The sequence below is a fragment of the Actinoplanes sp. GCM10030250 genome, from assembly GCF_042666575.1.
Lineage (GTDB): Bacteria > Actinomycetota > Actinomycetes > Mycobacteriales > Micromonosporaceae > Actinoplanes.
This window is the reverse complement of sequence record NZ_JBHTDO010000068.1, coordinates 1-16,936: the sequence shown is the minus strand read 5'-3', so window position 1 is coordinate 16,936 and position 16,936 is coordinate 1. Positions and strand designations below refer to the sequence as shown.

19 protein-coding genes and 1 pseudogene are annotated in these 16,936 nt (G+C 66.9%); 12 read left to right on the top strand and 8 right to left on the bottom strand.

The genetic code is table 11. From position 1 onward, the window contains the following. Positions 1 to 58: 58 nt before the first annotated feature. Together ACFQV6_RS43495 and ACFQV6_RS43490 are read left to right on the top strand one after the other, a co-directional pair. Positions 59 to 634: a flavodoxin gene (locus ACFQV6_RS43495; RefSeq protein ID WP_378033604.1), complete on the top strand. Its 576-nt coding sequence runs from the start codon at positions 59 to 61 to the stop codon at positions 632 to 634. A gap of 12 nt (positions 635 to 646) precedes the next feature. Continuing rightward, positions 647 to 856, top strand: a complete 210-nt coding sequence (locus ACFQV6_RS43490) for a ubiquinol-cytochrome c reductase iron-sulfur subunit N-terminal domain-containing protein (protein WP_378033603.1) — start codon at positions 647 to 649, stop codon at positions 854 to 856. 146 nt (positions 857 to 1,002) lie between these two features. On the opposite strand, the gene ACFQV6_RS43485 is transcribed toward ACFQV6_RS43490, so the two are convergent. Next, entirely contained in the window at positions 1,003 to 1,293 is a 291-nt protein-coding gene (locus tag ACFQV6_RS43485; protein ID WP_378033602.1) for a hypothetical protein, read from the bottom strand. A 228-nt stretch (positions 1,294 to 1,521) separates the two neighbouring features. Between ACFQV6_RS43485 and ACFQV6_RS43480 the strand changes: the two genes are divergently transcribed. Further along, entirely contained in the window at positions 1,522 to 2,421 is a 900-nt protein-coding gene (locus tag ACFQV6_RS43480; RefSeq protein WP_378033601.1) for a hypothetical protein, read from the top strand. A gap of 286 nt (positions 2,422 to 2,707) precedes the next feature. Beyond that, positions 2,708 to 2,983, top strand: coding sequence for a hypothetical protein (locus ACFQV6_RS43475; RefSeq protein ID WP_378033600.1), 276 nt, complete (start codon positions 2,708 to 2,710; stop codon positions 2,981 to 2,983). A gap of 378 nt (positions 2,984 to 3,361) precedes the next feature. Here the strand turns inward: ACFQV6_RS43475 and ACFQV6_RS43470 are convergent, their stop codons facing one another. Together ACFQV6_RS43470 and ACFQV6_RS43465 are read right to left on the bottom strand one after the other, a co-directional pair. Then, the gene (locus tag ACFQV6_RS43470; protein WP_378033599.1) at positions 3,362 to 4,126 is read right to left on the bottom strand and encodes a hypothetical protein; all 765 of its coding nucleotides are present in this window, start codon (positions 4,124 to 4,126) and stop codon (positions 3,362 to 3,364) included. Continuing rightward, positions 4,123 to 5,220, bottom strand: a complete 1,098-nt coding sequence (locus ACFQV6_RS43465) for an integrase core domain-containing protein (protein WP_378033598.1) — start codon at positions 5,218 to 5,220, stop codon at positions 4,123 to 4,125. Before ACFQV6_RS43465 ends, ACFQV6_RS43470 begins: the two co-directional genes overlap by 4 nt. Positions 5,221 to 5,306: 86 nt before the next feature. Between ACFQV6_RS43465 and ACFQV6_RS43460 the strand changes: the two genes are divergently transcribed. Beyond that, a complete protein-coding gene (locus ACFQV6_RS43460) occupies positions 5,307 to 5,561 on the top strand; it encodes a hypothetical protein (RefSeq protein ID WP_378033597.1) in 255 nt (84 codons plus the stop codon). Between the two features lie 212 nt (positions 5,562 to 5,773). Here the strand turns inward: ACFQV6_RS43460 and ACFQV6_RS43455 are convergent, their stop codons facing one another. Continuing rightward, positions 5,774 to 6,841, bottom strand: coding sequence for a hypothetical protein (locus ACFQV6_RS43455; protein WP_378033596.1), 1,068 nt, complete (start codon positions 6,839 to 6,841; stop codon positions 5,774 to 5,776). A 534-nt stretch (positions 6,842 to 7,375) separates the two neighbouring features. On the opposite strand from ACFQV6_RS43455, the gene ACFQV6_RS43450 reads away from it, so the two are divergent. The 4 genes from ACFQV6_RS43450 to ACFQV6_RS43435 all read left to right on the top strand — a co-directional run bounded on the left by ACFQV6_RS43450 (position 7,376) and on the right by ACFQV6_RS43435 (position 10,102). Beyond that, positions 7,376 to 7,606, top strand: coding sequence for a hypothetical protein (locus ACFQV6_RS43450; protein ID WP_378033595.1), 231 nt, complete (start codon positions 7,376 to 7,378; stop codon positions 7,604 to 7,606). A 222-nt stretch (positions 7,607 to 7,828) separates the two neighbouring features. Further along, positions 7,829 to 8,647, top strand: coding sequence for a tyrosine-type recombinase/integrase (locus ACFQV6_RS43445; protein WP_378033594.1), 819 nt, complete (start codon positions 7,829 to 7,831; stop codon positions 8,645 to 8,647). Positions 8,648 to 8,650: 3 nt separating this feature from the next. After that, complete coding sequence (locus ACFQV6_RS43440) at positions 8,651 to 9,049, top strand: tyrosine-type recombinase/integrase (RefSeq protein WP_378033593.1); 399 nt, start codon at positions 8,651 to 8,653, stop codon at positions 9,047 to 9,049. 876 nt (positions 9,050 to 9,925) lie between these two features. Then, on the top strand, positions 9,926 to 10,102 hold the full coding sequence (locus ACFQV6_RS43435; RefSeq protein ID WP_378033592.1) for a hypothetical protein: 177 nt from the start codon (positions 9,926 to 9,928) through the stop codon (positions 10,100 to 10,102). A gap of 69 nt (positions 10,103 to 10,171) precedes the next feature. Here the strand turns inward: ACFQV6_RS43435 and ACFQV6_RS43430 are convergent, their stop codons facing one another. Then, complete coding sequence (locus ACFQV6_RS43430; protein ID WP_378033591.1) at positions 10,172 to 10,381, bottom strand: hypothetical protein; 210 nt, start codon at positions 10,379 to 10,381, stop codon at positions 10,172 to 10,174. 196 nt (positions 10,382 to 10,577) lie between these two features. After that, entirely contained in the window at positions 10,578 to 10,850 is a 273-nt protein-coding gene (locus ACFQV6_RS43425) for a hypothetical protein (protein WP_378033590.1), read from the bottom strand. Positions 10,851 to 11,885: 1,035 nt separating this feature from the next. Here ACFQV6_RS43425 and ACFQV6_RS43420 point away from each other — a divergent pair. Continuing rightward, a complete protein-coding gene (locus ACFQV6_RS43420; protein ID WP_378033589.1) occupies positions 11,886 to 12,206 on the top strand; it encodes a helix-turn-helix domain-containing protein in 321 nt (106 codons plus the stop codon). Between the two features lie 99 nt (positions 12,207 to 12,305). On the opposite strand, the gene ACFQV6_RS43415 is transcribed toward ACFQV6_RS43420, so the two are convergent. Further along, the gene (locus ACFQV6_RS43415) at positions 12,306 to 12,953 is read right to left on the bottom strand and encodes a hemolysin III family protein (protein WP_378033605.1); all 648 of its coding nucleotides are present in this window, start codon (positions 12,951 to 12,953) and stop codon (positions 12,306 to 12,308) included. Between the two features lie 208 nt (positions 12,954 to 13,161). On the opposite strand from ACFQV6_RS43415, the gene ACFQV6_RS43410 reads away from it, so the two are divergent. Then, positions 13,162 to 14,418 (top strand): PP2C family protein-serine/threonine phosphatase, encoded by a 1,257-nt coding sequence (locus tag ACFQV6_RS43410; RefSeq protein ID WP_378033588.1) that lies wholly within the window; start codon positions 13,162 to 13,164, stop codon positions 14,416 to 14,418. A gap of 40 nt (positions 14,419 to 14,458) precedes the next feature. Further along, positions 14,459 to 15,444 (top strand): annotated as a pseudogene (locus ACFQV6_RS43405) (IS21 family transposase); the annotation flags it as partial. A gap of 308 nt (positions 15,445 to 15,752) precedes the next feature. Here the strand turns inward: ACFQV6_RS43405 and ACFQV6_RS43400 are convergent. Further along, positions 15,753 to 16,709, bottom strand: coding sequence for a phosphotransferase family protein (locus ACFQV6_RS43400; RefSeq protein ID WP_378033587.1), 957 nt, complete (start codon positions 16,707 to 16,709; stop codon positions 15,753 to 15,755). Positions 16,710 to 16,936 lie beyond the last annotated feature (227 nt).

Here is a 16,936-nt window from a genome sequence, read left to right as displayed (position 1 = left end):
CCCGCGGTCGAGGGCCGCGATGTGCCCGTCGCGGGCCGGGTAGTAGTTCGAGGTGTCGATGACGACGGCGTCCGCGGCGGCGTCGGCGACGACCGGAGGCGGACCGGGCAACACGGTGCTGCTGGCCTACTTCTCCCGCGCTGGGGAGAACTACTTCAACGGTGGACGCCGTCGCCTGAGCGTCGGCAACACAGAGGTAGTGGCGGGCATGATCAGCAGATTGATCGCCTGTGACGTCCACAAGATCGAGGCTACTGACCCGTACCCCGACGACTACCAGCCGACGGTGCAGCGCAATGTCCGGGAGCAGGACGCGAACGCCAGGCCGGGCATCGCCAACCCGCTGACGTCGATCGAGAACTACACCACCATTCTGCTGGGCAGCCCGATCTGGAACGTCCGGGCACCGATGATCATGACAACCCTGGTCGAGGGCCTCGACTTCACCGGCAAGACGATCCACCCGCTCACCACGCACGCGATGAGTGGTCTCGGCACCACTGAGCGTGACTACACCGCGTCCTGTCCCGGCGCACGCCTCGGCGAGGGTCTGGCGGTGCGCGGCGAGGAGGTCGCCGACGCCGAGCCGGCTGTCGAGGCTTGGCTGCGCCGCGTCGGCCTGCTCACCCGCTGATGAAGGTGCCGAATGTCTGACAACCACAGCCGCCGCCGGTTCCTGATAGGCGCTGCGGGCCTTGCGGCTACCCCCGCCGTGGCCGCTGTGGCGTGGCCCGCCTCGGCGGCTTTGGCCGGCGGCGGTGGCAGGACCGTGGCCAAGGCCACGACGTTGGCCGGCCGCCGCCGGCTGGGCCGGGGCTCAAGGTCTCCAGCATCGGCTTGGGCTGCCAGACCATGACCGGCCGGCTCTACGGGCCGGTCAGCAGGCACGGCGTCGACCTGCAGTTGTCCGGTCACACCCACGGCGGTCAGCTTTGGCCGGGGCCGCTGGTGGCCGGGCGGCTGGCCAACCCGACCGTGGCGGGTCTGGAACGCCTGGCGCTCTCACCGATCGGCCTGAGCCGCGGCGCTCTGCTGCGTCGCGGCCCAGGTGGCGAGCAGCTCGAGGCCGTCACCGGAGGGGGTGCCCGGCTCGGCGGAGTAGGTGACGATCATGAGTGCGTCGTCGCCAGGCAGCTCGAGAGCCTCGTAGGCCAGGTCCAGCTCGCCGATGGCGGGGTGGTGGAAGCGTTTCGTCCCGTGCCGATGCACATAGACGTCCTGGGCGGCCCACCAGGTGCGGAAGTCGTCGCTGCGCATGGACAGCTCGCCGATGAGGACCCCACACCCGGCCACGTCGAAAGCGCCCGCTCACGCCTGAAACGCATGGTCAACCGCAACATCCTCACCGAAACGAACCCGGAGTATTCGCCCTCACCGAGAAACGGACCTAAACCCTCAAACCAGCCTCTCAGAGTTGTTCCGCCAAGCCGGCGCTGGGCGCACACGGCCGATGAGCCTGGCCAGGATGGGCTGGCTCCGGCCGGCGCCCCGGCCGCGACGATAACCATTACAGTCGCATTCGTGAGCGCAGATCAGGGTCTTGTCCGGGTGTCCGATTCGTTCGGCGTACGCCGTACCCGAGCCGGATCGATCCTCGCGGATGACGGGACAAACTATCAGGTCAAGTGGGATGACACTGATGAGGAAGAGCTTGTCCCACGGGGCGCCGGCGTTCACGTCGCGACGAGGGGTTCGCTGCGTTTCCTGGCTCTGTCCGACTCCCGGCTGTTCCACGCCGTCTTCGCCCAAGAGCCCCTCGCGGTGGTTCTCCACCTGTTGGCCGAGTCGTCGGTCCCGCTGAAGGTGCGAGAGATCCGGGAGCGTCTGGCCGAGCTCGGTCTCCGGAACGAGACCTGGGCCCGGCACGGGCCCCGCGCGCTGGCGGTTCTGCCCAAGTGGCCAAATGTCGTCCGACGGCAGAAGGGCGACACTCTGGCCTACGCCTGGGTGGGGGACGACCTTCCCGAACTCCCGTCAGAGGCCGAGCCTGACCCGGAGCCGCCACCTACGCCCGCGCCTGTGTTGAAGCCCGCTCCTTCTTCCGCCAAGCCGATCGCGGCTGCGACACCGGCCGAACCGTCGGTGCCGTCCGCCGAGCGCCTTCGGCGCCAGATGAGCGCCGCGCGGAGCCTCGGCGAGGTCGCTCGCCTGCTCACGCTCCCGAGAGAGTTCGTGGCTGAGTTGTCACCGGAGGTGGTCGCCTCCGCGCTCCGCCGGGTCGCCGCTGAGGATCGGCTGGTCGCGGGCTGGCTCGACGCCCTGACCGCCTCCGGGCCGATCGGTGCGCTGACCGAGGAACTGGCGACGGCCCGGGCGGCGAACGCCGCACTCCAGAGCCGGGTCGATGAGCTGGAGGAGTGGTGGACGGCCCTTGAGCAGAGCACCGATCCGGGCGCCGCAATCCGTCAGCCGGGTAGCTGAGGAGCTTCTGGTACGCCGGCTCGGAAGTGCGCAGGTAGGGCGATCCGCACCGCCTTGTATCTTCCCTCGCTAGAACGCGCTGATTTCTGTACCCCGCTGGCGTGATACGGAAGTTGCTGGAGACCTGTGCGATGCCAGCGCCGCTAGGGCGCCCGTGGCGCTGGCTGCCAGAAGGATGCCGCACCGCGCCGGTCCAGCGCGCCGGCACCGTGTGCTGGCCTGGTTCCGCTTACCGCGCCAGGGCCGCGAAAGTGTCGACCACCCAGTCGGCGATGGAGGTGCTGACGTGGGGGAAATGGTGGAGGCCGATGTGTTCGGTGGCGCCTTCCTCGTGGGTGAAGTTTTCGAAAAGCACGAGATGAGCTTCGTCGCCCAGATCCGGGCCGAGAACTACGGACGGCTCCTGGCCGAAGGCCCGACCCGCTTCGCCGACCGCTACGGCATCCCCACCGAGGACAACCTCGTCTCCTACCTGCTCAGCCGCGGCGCCCGCGACCCGGCCCTGGCCGGCAGCCTCGCCAAGGCCATGCGCCACTTCTGGCACCACGACACCGCGCGGTGACGATGCTCGGCATCGTCGCCGGACCCGCACCCATCAGACGGTTACAAGCCGGCCAACGCCGTGACCGCGAGCGGGTGATCGCACTGCTGAGCGCCTTGACGAACGACACCGACCGATCCGCGAACTGGCTCGGCCGGGTCGCCACCGCCGTCGACCGCGTGGCATGGCGGTTTGCGGGCAGCGCGCCTACGCCGTGCCGTCCGCCGCCGATCCGCCGCAGCGAATCCGTCGCCCGTCAGCAGCGGCACGGAGCCGGCCAGCGTGCCCCGGACGCAGTCGGTTGGTTCATAGCGCGCGTTGCATCGCGCAGTTGTTCATGCCCTTTCCGAACGGTGCCAGCCATGAGCGGTTACCTAGTACGGCAGCCGCCATTCGTGATCATGGCTGGAGTTCGAGGGTGAGTCGGCGGGCGTAGTGGGCTCGCCTGGCTCGTGCTTGGTGTCGGCGTCGCCAGCGTGACCAGCGCAAACGGTAGGCGATGCTGCGAGTCGGGCGGATCAGTAGGACGTTGATCAGGCGGCGGATCTCGTTGACGGTCAGGTCGATCATGTCGGGCTGAGCGGGGCGGGCCGGGGTGCGGGCGTCGGCGGCGCAGATCGCGAGGACGGCGAGGGCTGGCAGGGCGAGGGTGGTGAACCGGTGCCAGGACGTCCAGCGGCGGACCTGGTGCTGGTCAAGCCCGACCTGACCCTTGCCGGCCTGGAACGACTCCTCTACGATCCACCGAACTCCCGCGACGCCGACGAGTTGGGCGAGGGTGGCCGGTTGGGGTGCCCAGCAGGGGTAGAAGGCCAGCTCACCGGTGGTGTGGTTGCGGCGGATCAGCAGGCTGTGCCGGCCGTCGTCGTCGGGGTTACCGTCGGCGCCGACGTCGGCCAGCCAGGCCCAGTCGTAGAACCGTGGCCCTTTTGATCCGTCGCCGGCACTGCGCCGGGTCCACACGGTGGCGGGTAGATCGGCAGCCAGCCGGTCGGCGCGGCAGCGGGTTTTGCCGCCGTCGATCGGCACGAGGTGATCGCAGGAGACCGCCAAGACGTAGCCGAGGCGGAGTTTGCGCAGCTCACCGCGCAGCCGGGCGTTGTTGCCGTAGGCCTCGTCCGCGGCGACCCTGTACCTGCCGAAAATGCCATCCGGGCAGGTCAAGCGGCATGCTCGTACTCGTGGAGGATGCCGCCGAGGCGGTTACGTCGGTGGATATTCAGGCGGGCGAGCCGGTCCGGATCGGTGATCGGTTCGGGCAGCGGCGCGAGTGGCCGGACGTTGGCGATGCCCTGATGTGGTCGGTGCTCGTTGTAGAAGACCTCGTACTCGCGTAACGCGTGCAGCAAGTGCCGCTGGTTGAGGATCAGCGTCCGGTCGAGGAGTTCACGCCGGCAGGTTCGGACCCAGCGTTCCATCACCGCGTTCATCCGGGGCACCCGGACTCCGCTGAGCACCACGTCGATACCGGCGTCGGCGAGGACGGTGTCGAACAGGGCCGGGTACTTGCCGTCCCGGTCCCGGATCATGTATCTCATCTGGCAGTCGGCGTCTTCGAGGTCCATCACCAGGTTACGGGCGGTCTGGGCCACCCAGGCAGCGGTCGGATGTGCGGTGGCGCCGAGGATCCGGATGCGGCGGGTGGCGTGTTCGATGACGGCCAGGACGTAGAGGCGGGTGCCGGGCAGTGTGGTGGTTTCGAAAAAGTCGGCGGCGATGACGGCTTGGGCCTGGGACCGCAGGAACGTCGCCCAGGTGCTGCTCGTGCGCTCGGGCGCCGGGTCGATACCGGCGTCCTGAACGATGTCCCAGATGGTAGACGCGGCGACCTTGACGCCCAGGCCGAGGAGTTCGCCGTGGATGCGGCGGTATCCCCAGGTGTTGTTCTCGCGCGCCAGACGTAGGACGAGTCGGCGGATCGCCCGGATCGTGGGTGGCCGCCCGGGCCGTTTGGGCCGGGAACGGTGGGCGTGCTGGCGGGTGATCAGGTCCCGGTGCCAGCGCAACACGGTTTCCGGGCGGACCAGTAGCCGCAGATGGGCCAGCACGGTTCGCGGCAGCGGATGCAGCAGAGCGGCCAGCCACGCCCGGTCCGCTGGGGTGAACCGGACCCGGTCACCGTGCAACTGCCGTTCGAGGACCGTGATCTGGTGCCGGAGCGCGAGGATCTCGGCGTCTTTGTCGCGATCGCTCATCGGTAGTAGCCGGAGTAGGGCGAGCGTGTTGATCACGCCGAGGTACGCCAGTCGAAACAGCACACCCCATCGTCGCGCAGTGCCCAGCGTAGACGGGCCATCACGATCCAGCCGAGAGGTTCCACGTCTCACCGGAGCACTCCACCCCGATGATCAAGATTGCTGTGACCAGGATGGATGAGGTTCTCGGCACTCACAGGGCTCGCGCCCAGCGGCCGAAGCTGCTGCTGCTCACCCACTACGCCGGGCCGGAGGTGGGACAGTGGGCGGCGTACCTCTGGTCGGTGTTGTCACGTGCCGGCCACCACCACTGCTACGAGCTCGGCGTGACCGCCGCCGAATTGACGCGCTACCGCACCGAACTTCTTGAGATCATCGCGCTACTCGACGCGGGCGTGGACTGACCGTACGGCTTGAGTCACGTGCGGAGCGAAGGAGGTCGGCCGGCTCGGCGAGAAGGTTCATCCTGTGCGGGCGGAACGATCGTGGTGGGAGCCAGTTTGCCGACCGATCGAGGGACCATGCCGACATCATAAATCGATGGATACCGACTAGATGACTTATGTAGCTGCTCGTTCACTGGCGGCGGCAGCCTTGGTGATGGGCGTCGAGCTGGTTACTCGTCGAGAGTGAATCGCTGGATCAAGGTGTCCAAGGTGAAGCGGTTTCGCATCTTGCAAGCGGAGTTCTGGTTGGCGAAGAATCCCTTCTCCCAGATCGCCGCCTCCCTGTCCAGGGTCCTGATCCAGGTGACTGGCACCACATATTCGTCCTTGTCGGCGCCCGTGGCTGTGTGCTGGTACCGTGCGGACAGAGGCAGCTCCGTCATTTTCCGTTGCTCCTCATCCACGGTGAGGACGGCCTGATCGAACGGTGTCGCTGGGCCCGCGACAAGTCCGACGCCCACATACCCGGTCTTGGGAAGATGGACGAAAACCCGGCCGCCGAGCGGCAGGGCGCGCAGAGAGCGGCTGTACCACTCGCCCCCGCCGGCGGAGACGAACCCGTACTCGCGGGCGTCGTCCCAGGAGCGGATGCTGGACTCTTCGCCGAACGACACGTACCAGTCCTGACCATTCCAGGTCTCCTTTGCGCTTGAACGGCGAGGCGTGGCTGTCTCGACGGTGTCGGTGTCCGGTAGGAGCCAAGTGCGGGCGAGGTACGCCCGGTCGTCGTCCTGGAAGTACCGGAACAGGGCGACGTTGATCGGCACCTGGAACCGGGACAGGTAGCCGATGATTCGTTCGGTGGCCGGATCCATGTCGCCGGCCACGATGGTCAGCCGATGGTCCGTGTTGATCTCCTCTGGTGGGGCCATGCCGAAGCGGTCGACGAACGCCTGCTCGAAGGTCTGGCCCGGCCGGTACTGTCCGAAAAGGTCCAGGACATCCTCGTGAGTCAGCGTCTGCACCCATGACCCGTAGTCCAGTGCCTGAGCAGTCGCCTCGCGCGGTGTGCGGTCGCGCTTGAGTTCGATCGCGTGGAGGACGCCGTCGCCGTCCACGGCGAGCAGGTCAAGGATTTTGCCGTGCTTGGTCGGCACCTGCCGTCCGATGATCAGCAATGGTTCGCCAAGGATGTCCGGATCGTTTTCGATCAGGTCCTCGAGGGTCTTCTCCAACGGCACACTTGACGGGGTCAGCCTGACTGGTTGCCCGTCGACGCGCCACAGTCCCAGTTCCATCGGCATCGGCACTCACCTCCGGGGTATCACGCTACCGGCCATACGGGGAGCGCCGAGGAGGGCAGTCGTAGTGGCTTCTGCGAGGTCGGCGGGGAGGGGGCCGATCAGGACCTCTTCGTGGATGGAGTAGAAAGCCGAGCACCGAGTCGCGGACGTCCGGAACCGGCGGTGAACACTGTGGCGACCGTCTCCCGGGCGGTGCGGTGTCGATGCTGCCCGGCTGTTCGAGGTGCACGGTCAGGTAAGTGAAGGCCGGGTCTCCTGGGGGCAGTCGATCGCTACGACGGGGTTTGTGCCAGCGGAACGTGAAAAGCCTTGTCGACGGACATTTGAGTCCTAGCTCGCGGACCCCGGAATCTGGTGTCCGTTGACCTGGAGATCACGAGACCGCAGGACAGGACTTCGTCCTGACCGCTGACAGTTTGTCAGCGTGCCGAGGGTGGCAGACGCTATCTCGACCGTATCGCCGGGGCGGACGGCGAAGTCGGTGGGTGGCTATGCCGGGCTCCAGGTGGGACAGCGGGCTGCATGCCTTTGGACGGTGCGCTGTCTCAGCCCGTCCACCACCACTGCTACGAACTCGGCATCACGTCCACCGAACCGGCCCTGTACCGCTGCGAACTCCTTGAGATCGTCGCGCTGCTCGATGCCGCCGAGGCATCGTATGAGCGGAACAAACTCGCCCGCGACATCATCATGGACTTCGTGCACCGCGTGGCACTGCCGCTGAGCCAGGAGGATCGCCTCATCAGGATCCCGGAATAGCGCTCCGAGAGTGAGGAGTAGCGGCAAATCGGCTGCTGCAGGCGTCGAAGCTGACGATACGACCAGGGCACTGAAGCCTGGGCGATCGTCGACTGCCGGGGCGGTGCACTCTCTTTCGGGTGACGCCCTGAGGTCCGGCCGGTTGCCTCCATCAACCGTCGTCGTGGTGAAAGTGAAGGCTCTTCTCGTCAGGGAGCCGTTACTGGAGCCGAGGTGCGGGCCATGCTCGAGACCAGTCCCATCTTTCATGATCAGGTCACCGGGTTGTTCGGGTTCCGTCTGGAGCTGGGCAACGACAGCAGCGGGGTCCGGATGCAGGCGCGGCGGTCCGGGTTCGTCACGGCGAAGGCCGCCAAGGTCGTGTATGACCGGTTGTGCCGGCAGCGGGATGCACGGCATCCGAAACCGCGACCGAGCGACACGATGCAGACCATCTGCGACGGCTGGCTCCTGTCACGGGAGCAGGAACTCGAACCCAACACGCTCTATAACTATTCGTGGCTGCTCAACCTGATCTACCCGTATGTGGGCCGGGTTCGGGCGTCGCGGCTCAGTGCACGGATGGTGGAGAACGCCTACCGCGACCTGGAAGCGGCGGGCTACTCCCGCACCAGTCTGCGAACCCTGGACCTGGTGCTGTCCAAAGCGTTCGAGGAACAACTCGGCCGGCGATTAGGAACGCGTAAGCCACGGGAGAGCGATGAAGAGCGGCGGGTATGGACGCTCACCGAGGCCCGCCGATTCGGTGAGCATGTCGGTGAGGATCTCCTGTACCCGATGTGGCGGCTGCTGCTGGTGTCCGGTCTGCGGCGTGGCGAGTTGTGTGGTCTGCGGTGCGGTGACCTGGAACCCGATCAGGGCACGCTGACCGTGCGCCGGCAGATCGTCGTCGAGAATACCGGCAGCCGAACACGGGTGAAACTACCGAAGTCACACAACGGCCGGCGGACGTTGTTCCTGGATACGGTGACGCTGGGGATGCTCGCCAGCATGGCGTCGGGGTCGGCGTCGCGGTATCTGTTCACCGGGCGTACCGGTTAGCCGATGCGCCCGGACAACCTCACCGACCGGTTCAACCAGCTCGCCGTCGCCGCGAAGGTTAGGCCGCTCGGACCTCATCAGATCCGGCACATGCTCGCGTCGACTTCGCTCGACACCGGCTACGGCATCCATGAGGTCGCCGAAAGGCTCGGCCATGACCCGGCCACACTCATGCGCTACTACGCAAAGGTCAGCGCCACCCGGCGCCGGCAAGCCAGCGACCGGATCGCAGAACTGGTCACACCACCCGAGCGCCGGGCTCCCCAGACTGATTCCAGCACACCTTCGCCCTCGACGGTGGCACCCGTCGATGGCCAGAAACGCCGTGAAGCTGACCCGGTAGGCCCAAATGGCGATATGCTATTCCGTAGGGCAGGCTCGATTCGGACCGCTTCGCCCTAACAGTGGTGGGGGAGGGGCGCGCTTCTCATGGGCTGTCAAGTGGTCGAGGCGCCAACCCGGTTCACGCGTCCTGTGCAGACTCGAACCCGCAATTTCCGGCCAGTGCGGGAATGGTCAGCTTACTCGGCAGCGCACAAGCGCCTTCGTCTCTCCAGAATGCTTGCCTGGACCGAGCGGCAGGCACCGCACTTGATTGGGCGTGGTTACATGCCTGGTCACAGCCTTGATCAACTTTTCCGGGATTGGTTGAAATCGGACGGCATAGCGGTGCCGTTCTGTCCGGATCTGCGTATGAAATGGCACAAGTTGATGTTACTTAACGCAATCGTTATATAGCCCTGGGGGTCAAGGGGTCGCAGGTTCAAATCCTGTCAGCCCGACTTTGCAAAAGGCCAGCTTAGCTGGCCTTTTTCATGTGTCGACATCGATGCATCTACGGCGGCGCGACACGTGTTTTTTGCACGTACGCGCGTACGGGTTGCGCCGGGATTTCGATCGATCTTCGTGTCCTGCTCGTGTTCGGCAGCCCTTGAACCCTCCACCTGAATTGACCTCGCTTTCGCAAACCTTGGTTAGGCAGGGCTTTCATGGCTTGAGTGATCCGATTTCGACGTGGCAGGTCTCCTTGTCGGTGACGCCGAACGTCGATGCGCTGCGCTCTCCATTGTGGATGGCAACGACACTTCGATGACACGAACGTCCGTACGGTGATCTACGGGTGGCTCGCCGGTCCTCTCGGGGCCGGTGATTCTATGATCGTGGTTGGTGGCGCGGTGCGGAAGTTGTCCCGGGTTGTCCGCAGTAGTCCCGGCGGTCGGCTGATGTGCCTGCGGCGGGCGGGCGGAGCCGGCGGCGATTGGGCAAGGAGCCCGTTGTGTGGCGCTGGTGCCGCTCGTCGAGGCCACTACCCCACGACGACCACGCCGCCGCTGGGGCAACTCGCTGCGTACGGTCTTGCTGGCATGGACCCGCATCGGATGCGGCGACATTGCCGTCGCCGCATCCGATGTCGACACCGCCCCGCCAATGCTGCCGGCCTCGGGAAATGCGTGACCTTTTGCCGCGCGGATCCCGTCTCGAGCCCCGGTCAGTCGCTCGCCGCTCCGTGACGATGTCACGTGTTCAAGTCTTCTTGGCCGGTGAGGGTGTCGTGCGCTGCGCGATGTCGGTGACCTGGTCGGCGAGGCGGTGGAGTCGGGTTTTCGTGGCGGTCGACGGTGCCGCTTCGGCGCTGCGGCGCAGGATTGCCGCTCCTTCCTGGAGTTGATCGACGGTGTTGCGCATGGCGGTGGCGGTACGCCGGCGGCCATCCTGCTCGCCTTTCTTGGTCATCATCCCCACGTGCCGGGCCTGGATCTCTCGAAAGGATGCCGCCGGTCGCGGACCGTCGCAACCGAGCCGGCCCCGTGGCGATGCCGGTCCGGCGCCGACGGCATGAAGCCGCTGAAAGGGGAGGGGCTTTCCTTCGCGGAGGCTTCCAAGGGGTGCTATCGGCGGGCTTGGCATTCGTGACTGCGGGGATGAGCGTTCAGTTCGGTGTGGTCCGGCGGCGGTCGGAGGCGGCGACTTCTTCGGTGCTGCTGACGGTCCATCGTTCGGTGCGGCTGTCGTAAAGGATGATGCTGCCGTCGTGCAGGACGATCCGGTCGCGGTAGCCCTCAGGGTCGGCCGCGGTCGTGGCGTCCTGGTCGTATTCGGCCAGGGCGGGGATGACCTCGGCGAGCAGGATCGTCATCGTCATGGCGGGTTCGTCGAAGGCGCGGTTGAGTGTCTCGGCGATGTCGGTGGCGGTGGCGCTCATGTGCGGACCTTTCCTCGTGCGGCCGGGGAAGCGGCTGCCCCGGCCGTGAAGGCGCGGGTGGAAGATCGCCCGCTTTGCCTGGGTGCATCGTGCGGCACGCCGCGGCGTGGGGCGTGATGCCCCGCGAGCCCGAACAGCTGAAGGTGCCCGGGAGCGCCGCGTATGTTCGGCGCTTCGCCGTCACCCCGCCGGCGGGCGGGGTGACGATGGCGTCGCGGGCGCTGGGTGTTGCGGCGGCCGTGATGATCGTGACCTGCAGACTCAGCGGATCGTCGACGACGCGGCTGAAGCGCACTCGGTTCGTCGAGAAAATCTATGCCGATGGGACTAGACATTCTCATCGGCTTTGGTTAGTGTTTCTGTCGTTGACAGCAGAGATCGTTGAAGACGCAGACGAAGACCGAGCGTCAAGCAGGGCCCGGATCGTTTCGTGGCTCGCTCGGCACCGCGGCGGAACAGTGCCACCGCACGGATTTCAGTAAGGCACGTGTAAGACCAAGACCTTGACGTAACTCCAGGTCAGGGCACCTGCAGGTAGGGCCAGTGCAGGTTTAGGGCTCAACCTGGTGCAGGACAGCAGTGGAAGTAGCGAGTAAGGCAAGTGTGAGACAAGACCTTGACGAAGTTCCAGGTCAGGGCAGACGCAGGTGGGGCCGATGCAAGTTCGGGGCTCTATCTGATGCAGGAAGATTCCGCCGTACGTGTGCGGGGCCGTGAAGTTTGCGTGGGGCTCCGACACCGGCAGGTAGTACGACAGCACCACAGGAATGGGAAGCAGAGGAAAGGGAGGGCCGAGCACCGTTGGATCGCCCGCCGTCAGAACAGTTTTCGTGTTCTGGGGTGGACACCGCAGTCTCCATCGAACGTGAGGTGGTCTCCGGTCACGCTTATGCGATCCTCGCACCGCAAACCGCGACAGGCGGCAGGTGCGGAAAAGGCAAGCCGACGAACGTGTCGGCAGATGGTGTTGTGAACCCGTAACCCTGGGCCCCGGTGCTTCTTGCGCCGGGGCCCTCGTCATGCCGAGGAGTGTGGATGGCCCAACCCGATGACATGCTCGACGACGAGCACTACCCGGCCTACACGATGGGCCGCGCCGCGGAGATGACCGGCGCCTCGCAAGACTTCCTGCGCCGCCTCGAGAAGGCGAGACTGTTCGTCCCGTCCCGGTCGGCCGGGGGCCACCGCCGCTACTCGCGCCACCAGATGCGTCTCGCCGCACGGGCCCGCGAGATGGTCAGGCAAGGCATCGCTCTGGAGGCCGCCTGCCGCATCATCTTCCTCGAGAACCAGCTCCAGGAAGTTCTCGAGAGCAACCGCAGCCAACCGCGCCGGCAACAAGCGGAAGCTGCGTGATTCCGATCGCCTTCACGGTCCTTCTCCGATCATGAGAGAAGGACCGTTTCGCATGGCGCGCGTTCCGCGGACGGTAGGTATCACCGGCAGAGCGGCTGCTCAGGCGGCGGTGGTGCGCAGCGCGATGGCAATGCCGATGCAGTGGGCGGTGAACGCTGCGATGGTCAGGGCGTGGAAGACCTCGTGGAAACCGAACCAGCGGGGGTTCGGGTCGGGCCGCCTGAGTCCGTAGACCACAGCGCCGAGGGTGTAGAGCAGCCCGCCGAGGAACAGGAACGTGACGACCGGCGTGCCGCCGGACTGCCAGAACGAGGGTAGGTAGATCACGGCGACCCATCCCAGGGCGATGTACACCGCTACGTGCAGCCAGCGTGGGGCGTCGATCCACAGGATCCGGAAGGCGACGCCGGCCAACGCACCGGACCACACGATCCACAACAGGGTGCGGGCCTGCGCGGGTGGTAGCACGAGCACGCAGAACGGGGTGTAGGTGCCGGCGATGATCAGGAAGATGTTGGCGTGGTCCCATCGCCGCAACATCTGCTGGGTTCGCTGCGACCAGCGACCGCGGTGATAGACGGCACTGACACCGAACAGCAGCGCGGCCGACAGCGTGTACAACGCCAACGCCCACCGGGAGCGGGCGTCCGGCGACAGCGCGATCAGCAGCACCCCGACGGTGACAGCGAGCGGGAAGGTCCCGGCGTGCAGCCACCCTCGCAGCCGAGGTTTGACCACGGCGGTCATCTGATCAAAGCCCTGACCGACCTGGGCCTCCAGGCGATGCAGCGTATCGCCCAAGTCAGTGTCAGGGCCGTCGCCGGCTTGGTCCCGCCAGAAACGATCCGTACTCACGTTGACGAGATTACTGAACCGTGGACAGGTCGGCAGCGGAGTGCCCCTCGCTCGTCGAGCAGCGCCATGCGCTTCTGCCGGTGGCTTTATGCTGCGGGGCGTGACGGACAGTGTGACCAGCGGTATGGATTTGAGTGACGTGCTGCTCCAGGTGGAGAAGGCCGCTCCGGTCGAGGCTGTCGAGGCCGTGACCCGCCGTATCGGCATCGAACTCGGCGCGTTGTGGGTGTCGTTTCTCATCGCGGACATGAGCGGCCGCGCCCTGGTCAGGCTCTCGCACGTGCCGTTCGGTGCCGTGTCCGATGGCCGTCAGCAGGACCAGGACGTCGCAGTGGTGCTGCCGTTCGACGCGGGCTCCCGGGAGCAGGCGCTGCGCAGCCAACATGTGCTGGTCGAAGAATGCGACGGCAGGTTCGTGATGAGGGCGCCGGTCACTCAGCGAGGCGAAGTCATCGGCCTGCTCGAGCTCGCCCTGGCCTCGGCGCCCCCGGAGGCGACCGTGCGTGCGGTGTCGCGGGTCGCGCACACACTGGCGTTCGTGGTGATCGCCAACCGCCGGCACACCGACCTGTTCGAATGGGGTCAGCGGACCACCCCGTTCACCCTTGCTGCGGAGATTCAGCGGCGGCTGCTGCCCGCGTCGTTCGTCTGCGAGGCCGACTCGTTCACCCTGGCCGCGTGGCTGGAGCCCGCGGCCAGTATCGGTGGGGACACCTTCGACTACAGCGTCGCCCGCGACCAGTTGCATCTGAGCATCACCGACGCCGTCGGCCACGGCGTGCAGAGCGCGCTCACCGCGACGCTATGCGTGGGCAGTCTCCGTAACACCCGCCGCGTTGGCGGTAGCCTGATCGAGCAGGCAGAGGCCGCGAACGTGGCACTGCTCGACAACGCTCCGGCCGGGCCCACGTTCGCCACCGGAATGCTCGGCCGCCTCGACCTGCGCACCGGCATCCTCGCCGTCGTCAACGCCGGCCACCCCACCCCGCTGCTGGTCCGCGACGCCATTGCCGGGCCCGTGCATCTTCCGGCCAACCGGCCCTTCGGCGTGCTACGGCACTGCCCGTACGAGCAGACACAGATCACGCTGCAGCCCGGGGACCGACTCGTGATGGTCACCGACGGCATGCTCGAACGAGGCGCGGCAGCCGTGGACCTGGCCGCCCGCGTTCAGGATTTGGGCGGACTGCATCCGCGGGAAGTCGTCCGGGTCCTCGCCGACCTCGTCCTCGACGTCGCCGGCCCTACCTTGCCCGACGACGCCTGCCTGCTGATCCTCGACTGGCACGGCAACCACGGCGACACCCGCGACACGGCTGCCGGCGCCGAACCCGCCCGCGCGAGCACACCGCTCTGAACAGTCGGGCCGGGCCCGGCAGAAAGGATGGGTATTCCGGCTCGGCGGCCTACCGACGGTGAAGACCCGCTATGACAACCTGCGGTCGGCGGTGTCACGTGTGCTGTTCGGCCGGGCTCGCGCGGAGAGCGAACGGTGGGTGCTGTTCCGCTCAGCCATGGGGTTCGAGGCGTTCAACTGCATGCCCGGCATTGCCGGCGCGCATGAGAAGGGGGGCGTCGAGGGCGACATCGGCCGGTTCCGTCGCAACCATCTGGTTCCGGTCCCGGAAGTCGCGTCTCTCTCGGAGTTGAACGCAATGATCGAGGCCGCTGATCGGGCCGATGACGATCGGCGGCTGGAACATCGCCTGCGCACGGTCGGCAGGATTTCGGTGTTGAGCAGCCGCTGCTCGCCGCGCTGCCGCCGGAGCGGTTCGAGGCGGGCCGGGTCCTGACGCCGAAGGTGAATCGATACGGGATGGTCACCGTCCGGCAGTCGCACTACTCGGTCCCGGCCCGGTTCATCGGCCTGACCGTGAGGGTGGTGTTGCGCGCGTCCGAGCTGGTCGTGTTCGACGGCCGCACGGAGATCGCCCGCCACGAACGGCCGGTGGTGAAAACGTCTCAGACGCTGGTCCTCGATCACTATCTTGAGGTGCTGCTGCGCAAGCCGGGTGCGCTGCCCGGCTCGACGGCGCTGGCGCAGGCCCGTGAGGCGGGGGTGTTCACGATGGCTCATGAGGCGTTCTGGGCCGCCGCGGTCAAGGCCCACGGTGACGCCGACGGCACGAGGGCGCTGGTCGATGTCCTGCTGCTGCATCGCAGGCTTCCGGCAGCTGACGTGATCGCCGGGATCACCATCGCCCTGCACGCCGGCGCGACCAGCGCCGATGTCGGCGCGATGGAAGCCCGTCGCGCTCAGCAGGTCAGTCGGCCCGGCCCCGCCGCGGGCGGCGGTGAACCGGTCGCTACCGCTCGGGAGCAGCAGCGGGTGGTCAGCCTCACCGAACGGCGCCTGGCGGCGCTGCCACCGGATTCACGGCCGTGAAGCAGAACACGACGACGGCCTGATCAGCCACCCCGGCCTGGCAGGGACCCGCGATGTCAACCGCAGACCAACACGACCACCAGGGCGATCCGGACCGGTGCACGGTCGGCTATTCCGCGGTCCCTGCGCGGGCCGACCGCGACGCACTGAACGCCGCCCTGTTCGCCACCGGCACCGAGATCGGCTTCTGGGACGACCAGGGCCGTCCCGCACCCTGGCCCGACGACATCGACCGTGGCGTCCCGAAACCGGTAAACGCACGATCCACGAATCCCGCCAGGAGCCCATCTGACCAGTTGAACTACCTAGCGATCGGCTCCACTGCCAGCTGCGGTCGAGTCGCGAAACTCGTCGATCAGGCGGTCTACCAGAGGGCGCAATGCGGCTGACCTTGCCCGGCGCCAGGCGGCGATGCTCGGATTGAAGGTGTCCGGGACCGTCGCAGCACGGATGCACCACATCCCGGTCAATCCCACAACGAAACGCGATGCCTCGGGCGGCAGCGTCTGCAGCAGCCGATAAGCCCGATCTGTCGCCGCCTGCTGGCCTAGGACGTGTCCGGTGGCGACCACGTCCGCAGCCAGCTGGGCCAGGTCGATCCATGGAGCTCCGGCCGCGGCATAGCCCCAGTCGAGCAGCACCGCCGATCCTGCCTGCGCGTCGAACGTCGTGTTGTCGAGGCGCATGTCTCGGTGGACCAGGGCGTCACCGGCCGTCCAGCGTTCCCATCCGGCCACCACACCGGCCGCCGGACCAGCGTGAGCCACCTCCCAGTCGTCGCCCACGCCGCTCGCCAGCATGCGCGTCCAACCGTCGAAGTCGAAGATGCGCTTGGCGACTGGCGGCAGCGTGTCCGGCGCCCGGTGTCCGCTCACGGTCCGGCATGCCTGCGCAACAGCCGCGATCGATGCGTCGGTCCATGCCGTTCCGGTTACGCCGGGCGCCCAGGTGGTGGCCAACGCGACCCACGGCCCATGTTCGACGGTAACGAGGCGCCGAGGGGACGGCACCGACGCCGGCAAGGCGTCCAGGATTGCCGACTCCTGCAAGATCATCATGTGGTTGTGCGCTCGAACCTCGGCGGACACAGCCTTGACAAAAACCTGCCGCCCGTCGGCCAGCTGCAAGCTCGCGGCCGGACCGGGCGACATGCCCCCGTGGAGATCCTTATAACCGACGACCGTGACACCGAGCGCTTCTGCAACGGCCGTCCGCACCGGTTCTGGTGTTTCGGCCCACGGGGCCCGAGGCGTGAATGTCACGCCGCATCATAAGCCGGGACTGCAATCACGCTCCGTGACAGATTTCCGGGTCCCCTGATCGGCGCAACTGGGGCCAGATCAAACCGTCACACGCTCGTCCCTTGCAGTCCAGTGGGGCCGGTTAAAACCGTCCGGGTGGGGCCGTCTCAAGGTTCTGGCCCACTTTCCGTGATTGCAGGGCTGGTTAGGCGAGGAGGACTCGTTTTCGGAGGAGGTCGAAGCCGGCG

Bases quoted from the DNA above. Each gene is read 5' to 3' on its own strand.
- ACFQV6_RS43490 (WP_378033603.1), top strand. From the start codon at position 647: ATGTCTGACAACCACAGCCGCCGCCGGTTCCTGATAGGCGCTGCGGGC.
- ACFQV6_RS43495 (WP_378033604.1), top strand. From the start codon at position 59: ATGACGACGGCGTCCGCGGCGGCGTCGGCGACGACCGGAGGCGGACCG.
- ACFQV6_RS43420 (WP_378033589.1), top strand. From the start codon at position 11,886: ATGGCCCAACCCGATGACATGCTCGACGACGAGCACTACCCGGCCTAC.
- ACFQV6_RS43440 (WP_378033593.1), top strand. From the start codon at position 8,651: ATGCGCCCGGACAACCTCACCGACCGGTTCAACCAGCTCGCCGTCGCC.
- ACFQV6_RS43445 (WP_378033594.1), top strand. From the start codon at position 7,829: ATGCTCGAGACCAGTCCCATCTTTCATGATCAGGTCACCGGGTTGTTC.
- ACFQV6_RS43460 (WP_378033597.1), top strand. From the start codon at position 5,307: ATGATCAAGATTGCTGTGACCAGGATGGATGAGGTTCTCGGCACTCAC.
- ACFQV6_RS43455 (WP_378033596.1), bottom strand. From the start codon at position 6,841: ATGGAACTGGGACTGTGGCGCGTCGACGGGCAACCAGTCAGGCTGACC.
- ACFQV6_RS43430 (WP_378033591.1), bottom strand. From the start codon at position 10,381: ATGACCAAGAAAGGCGAGCAGGATGGCCGCCGGCGTACCGCCACCGCC.
- ACFQV6_RS43425 (WP_378033590.1), bottom strand. From the start codon at position 10,850: ATGAGCGCCACCGCCACCGACATCGCCGAGACACTCAACCGCGCCTTC.
- ACFQV6_RS43415 (WP_378033605.1), bottom strand. From the start codon at position 12,953: ATGACCGCCGTGGTCAAACCTCGGCTGCGAGGGTGGCTGCACGCCGGG.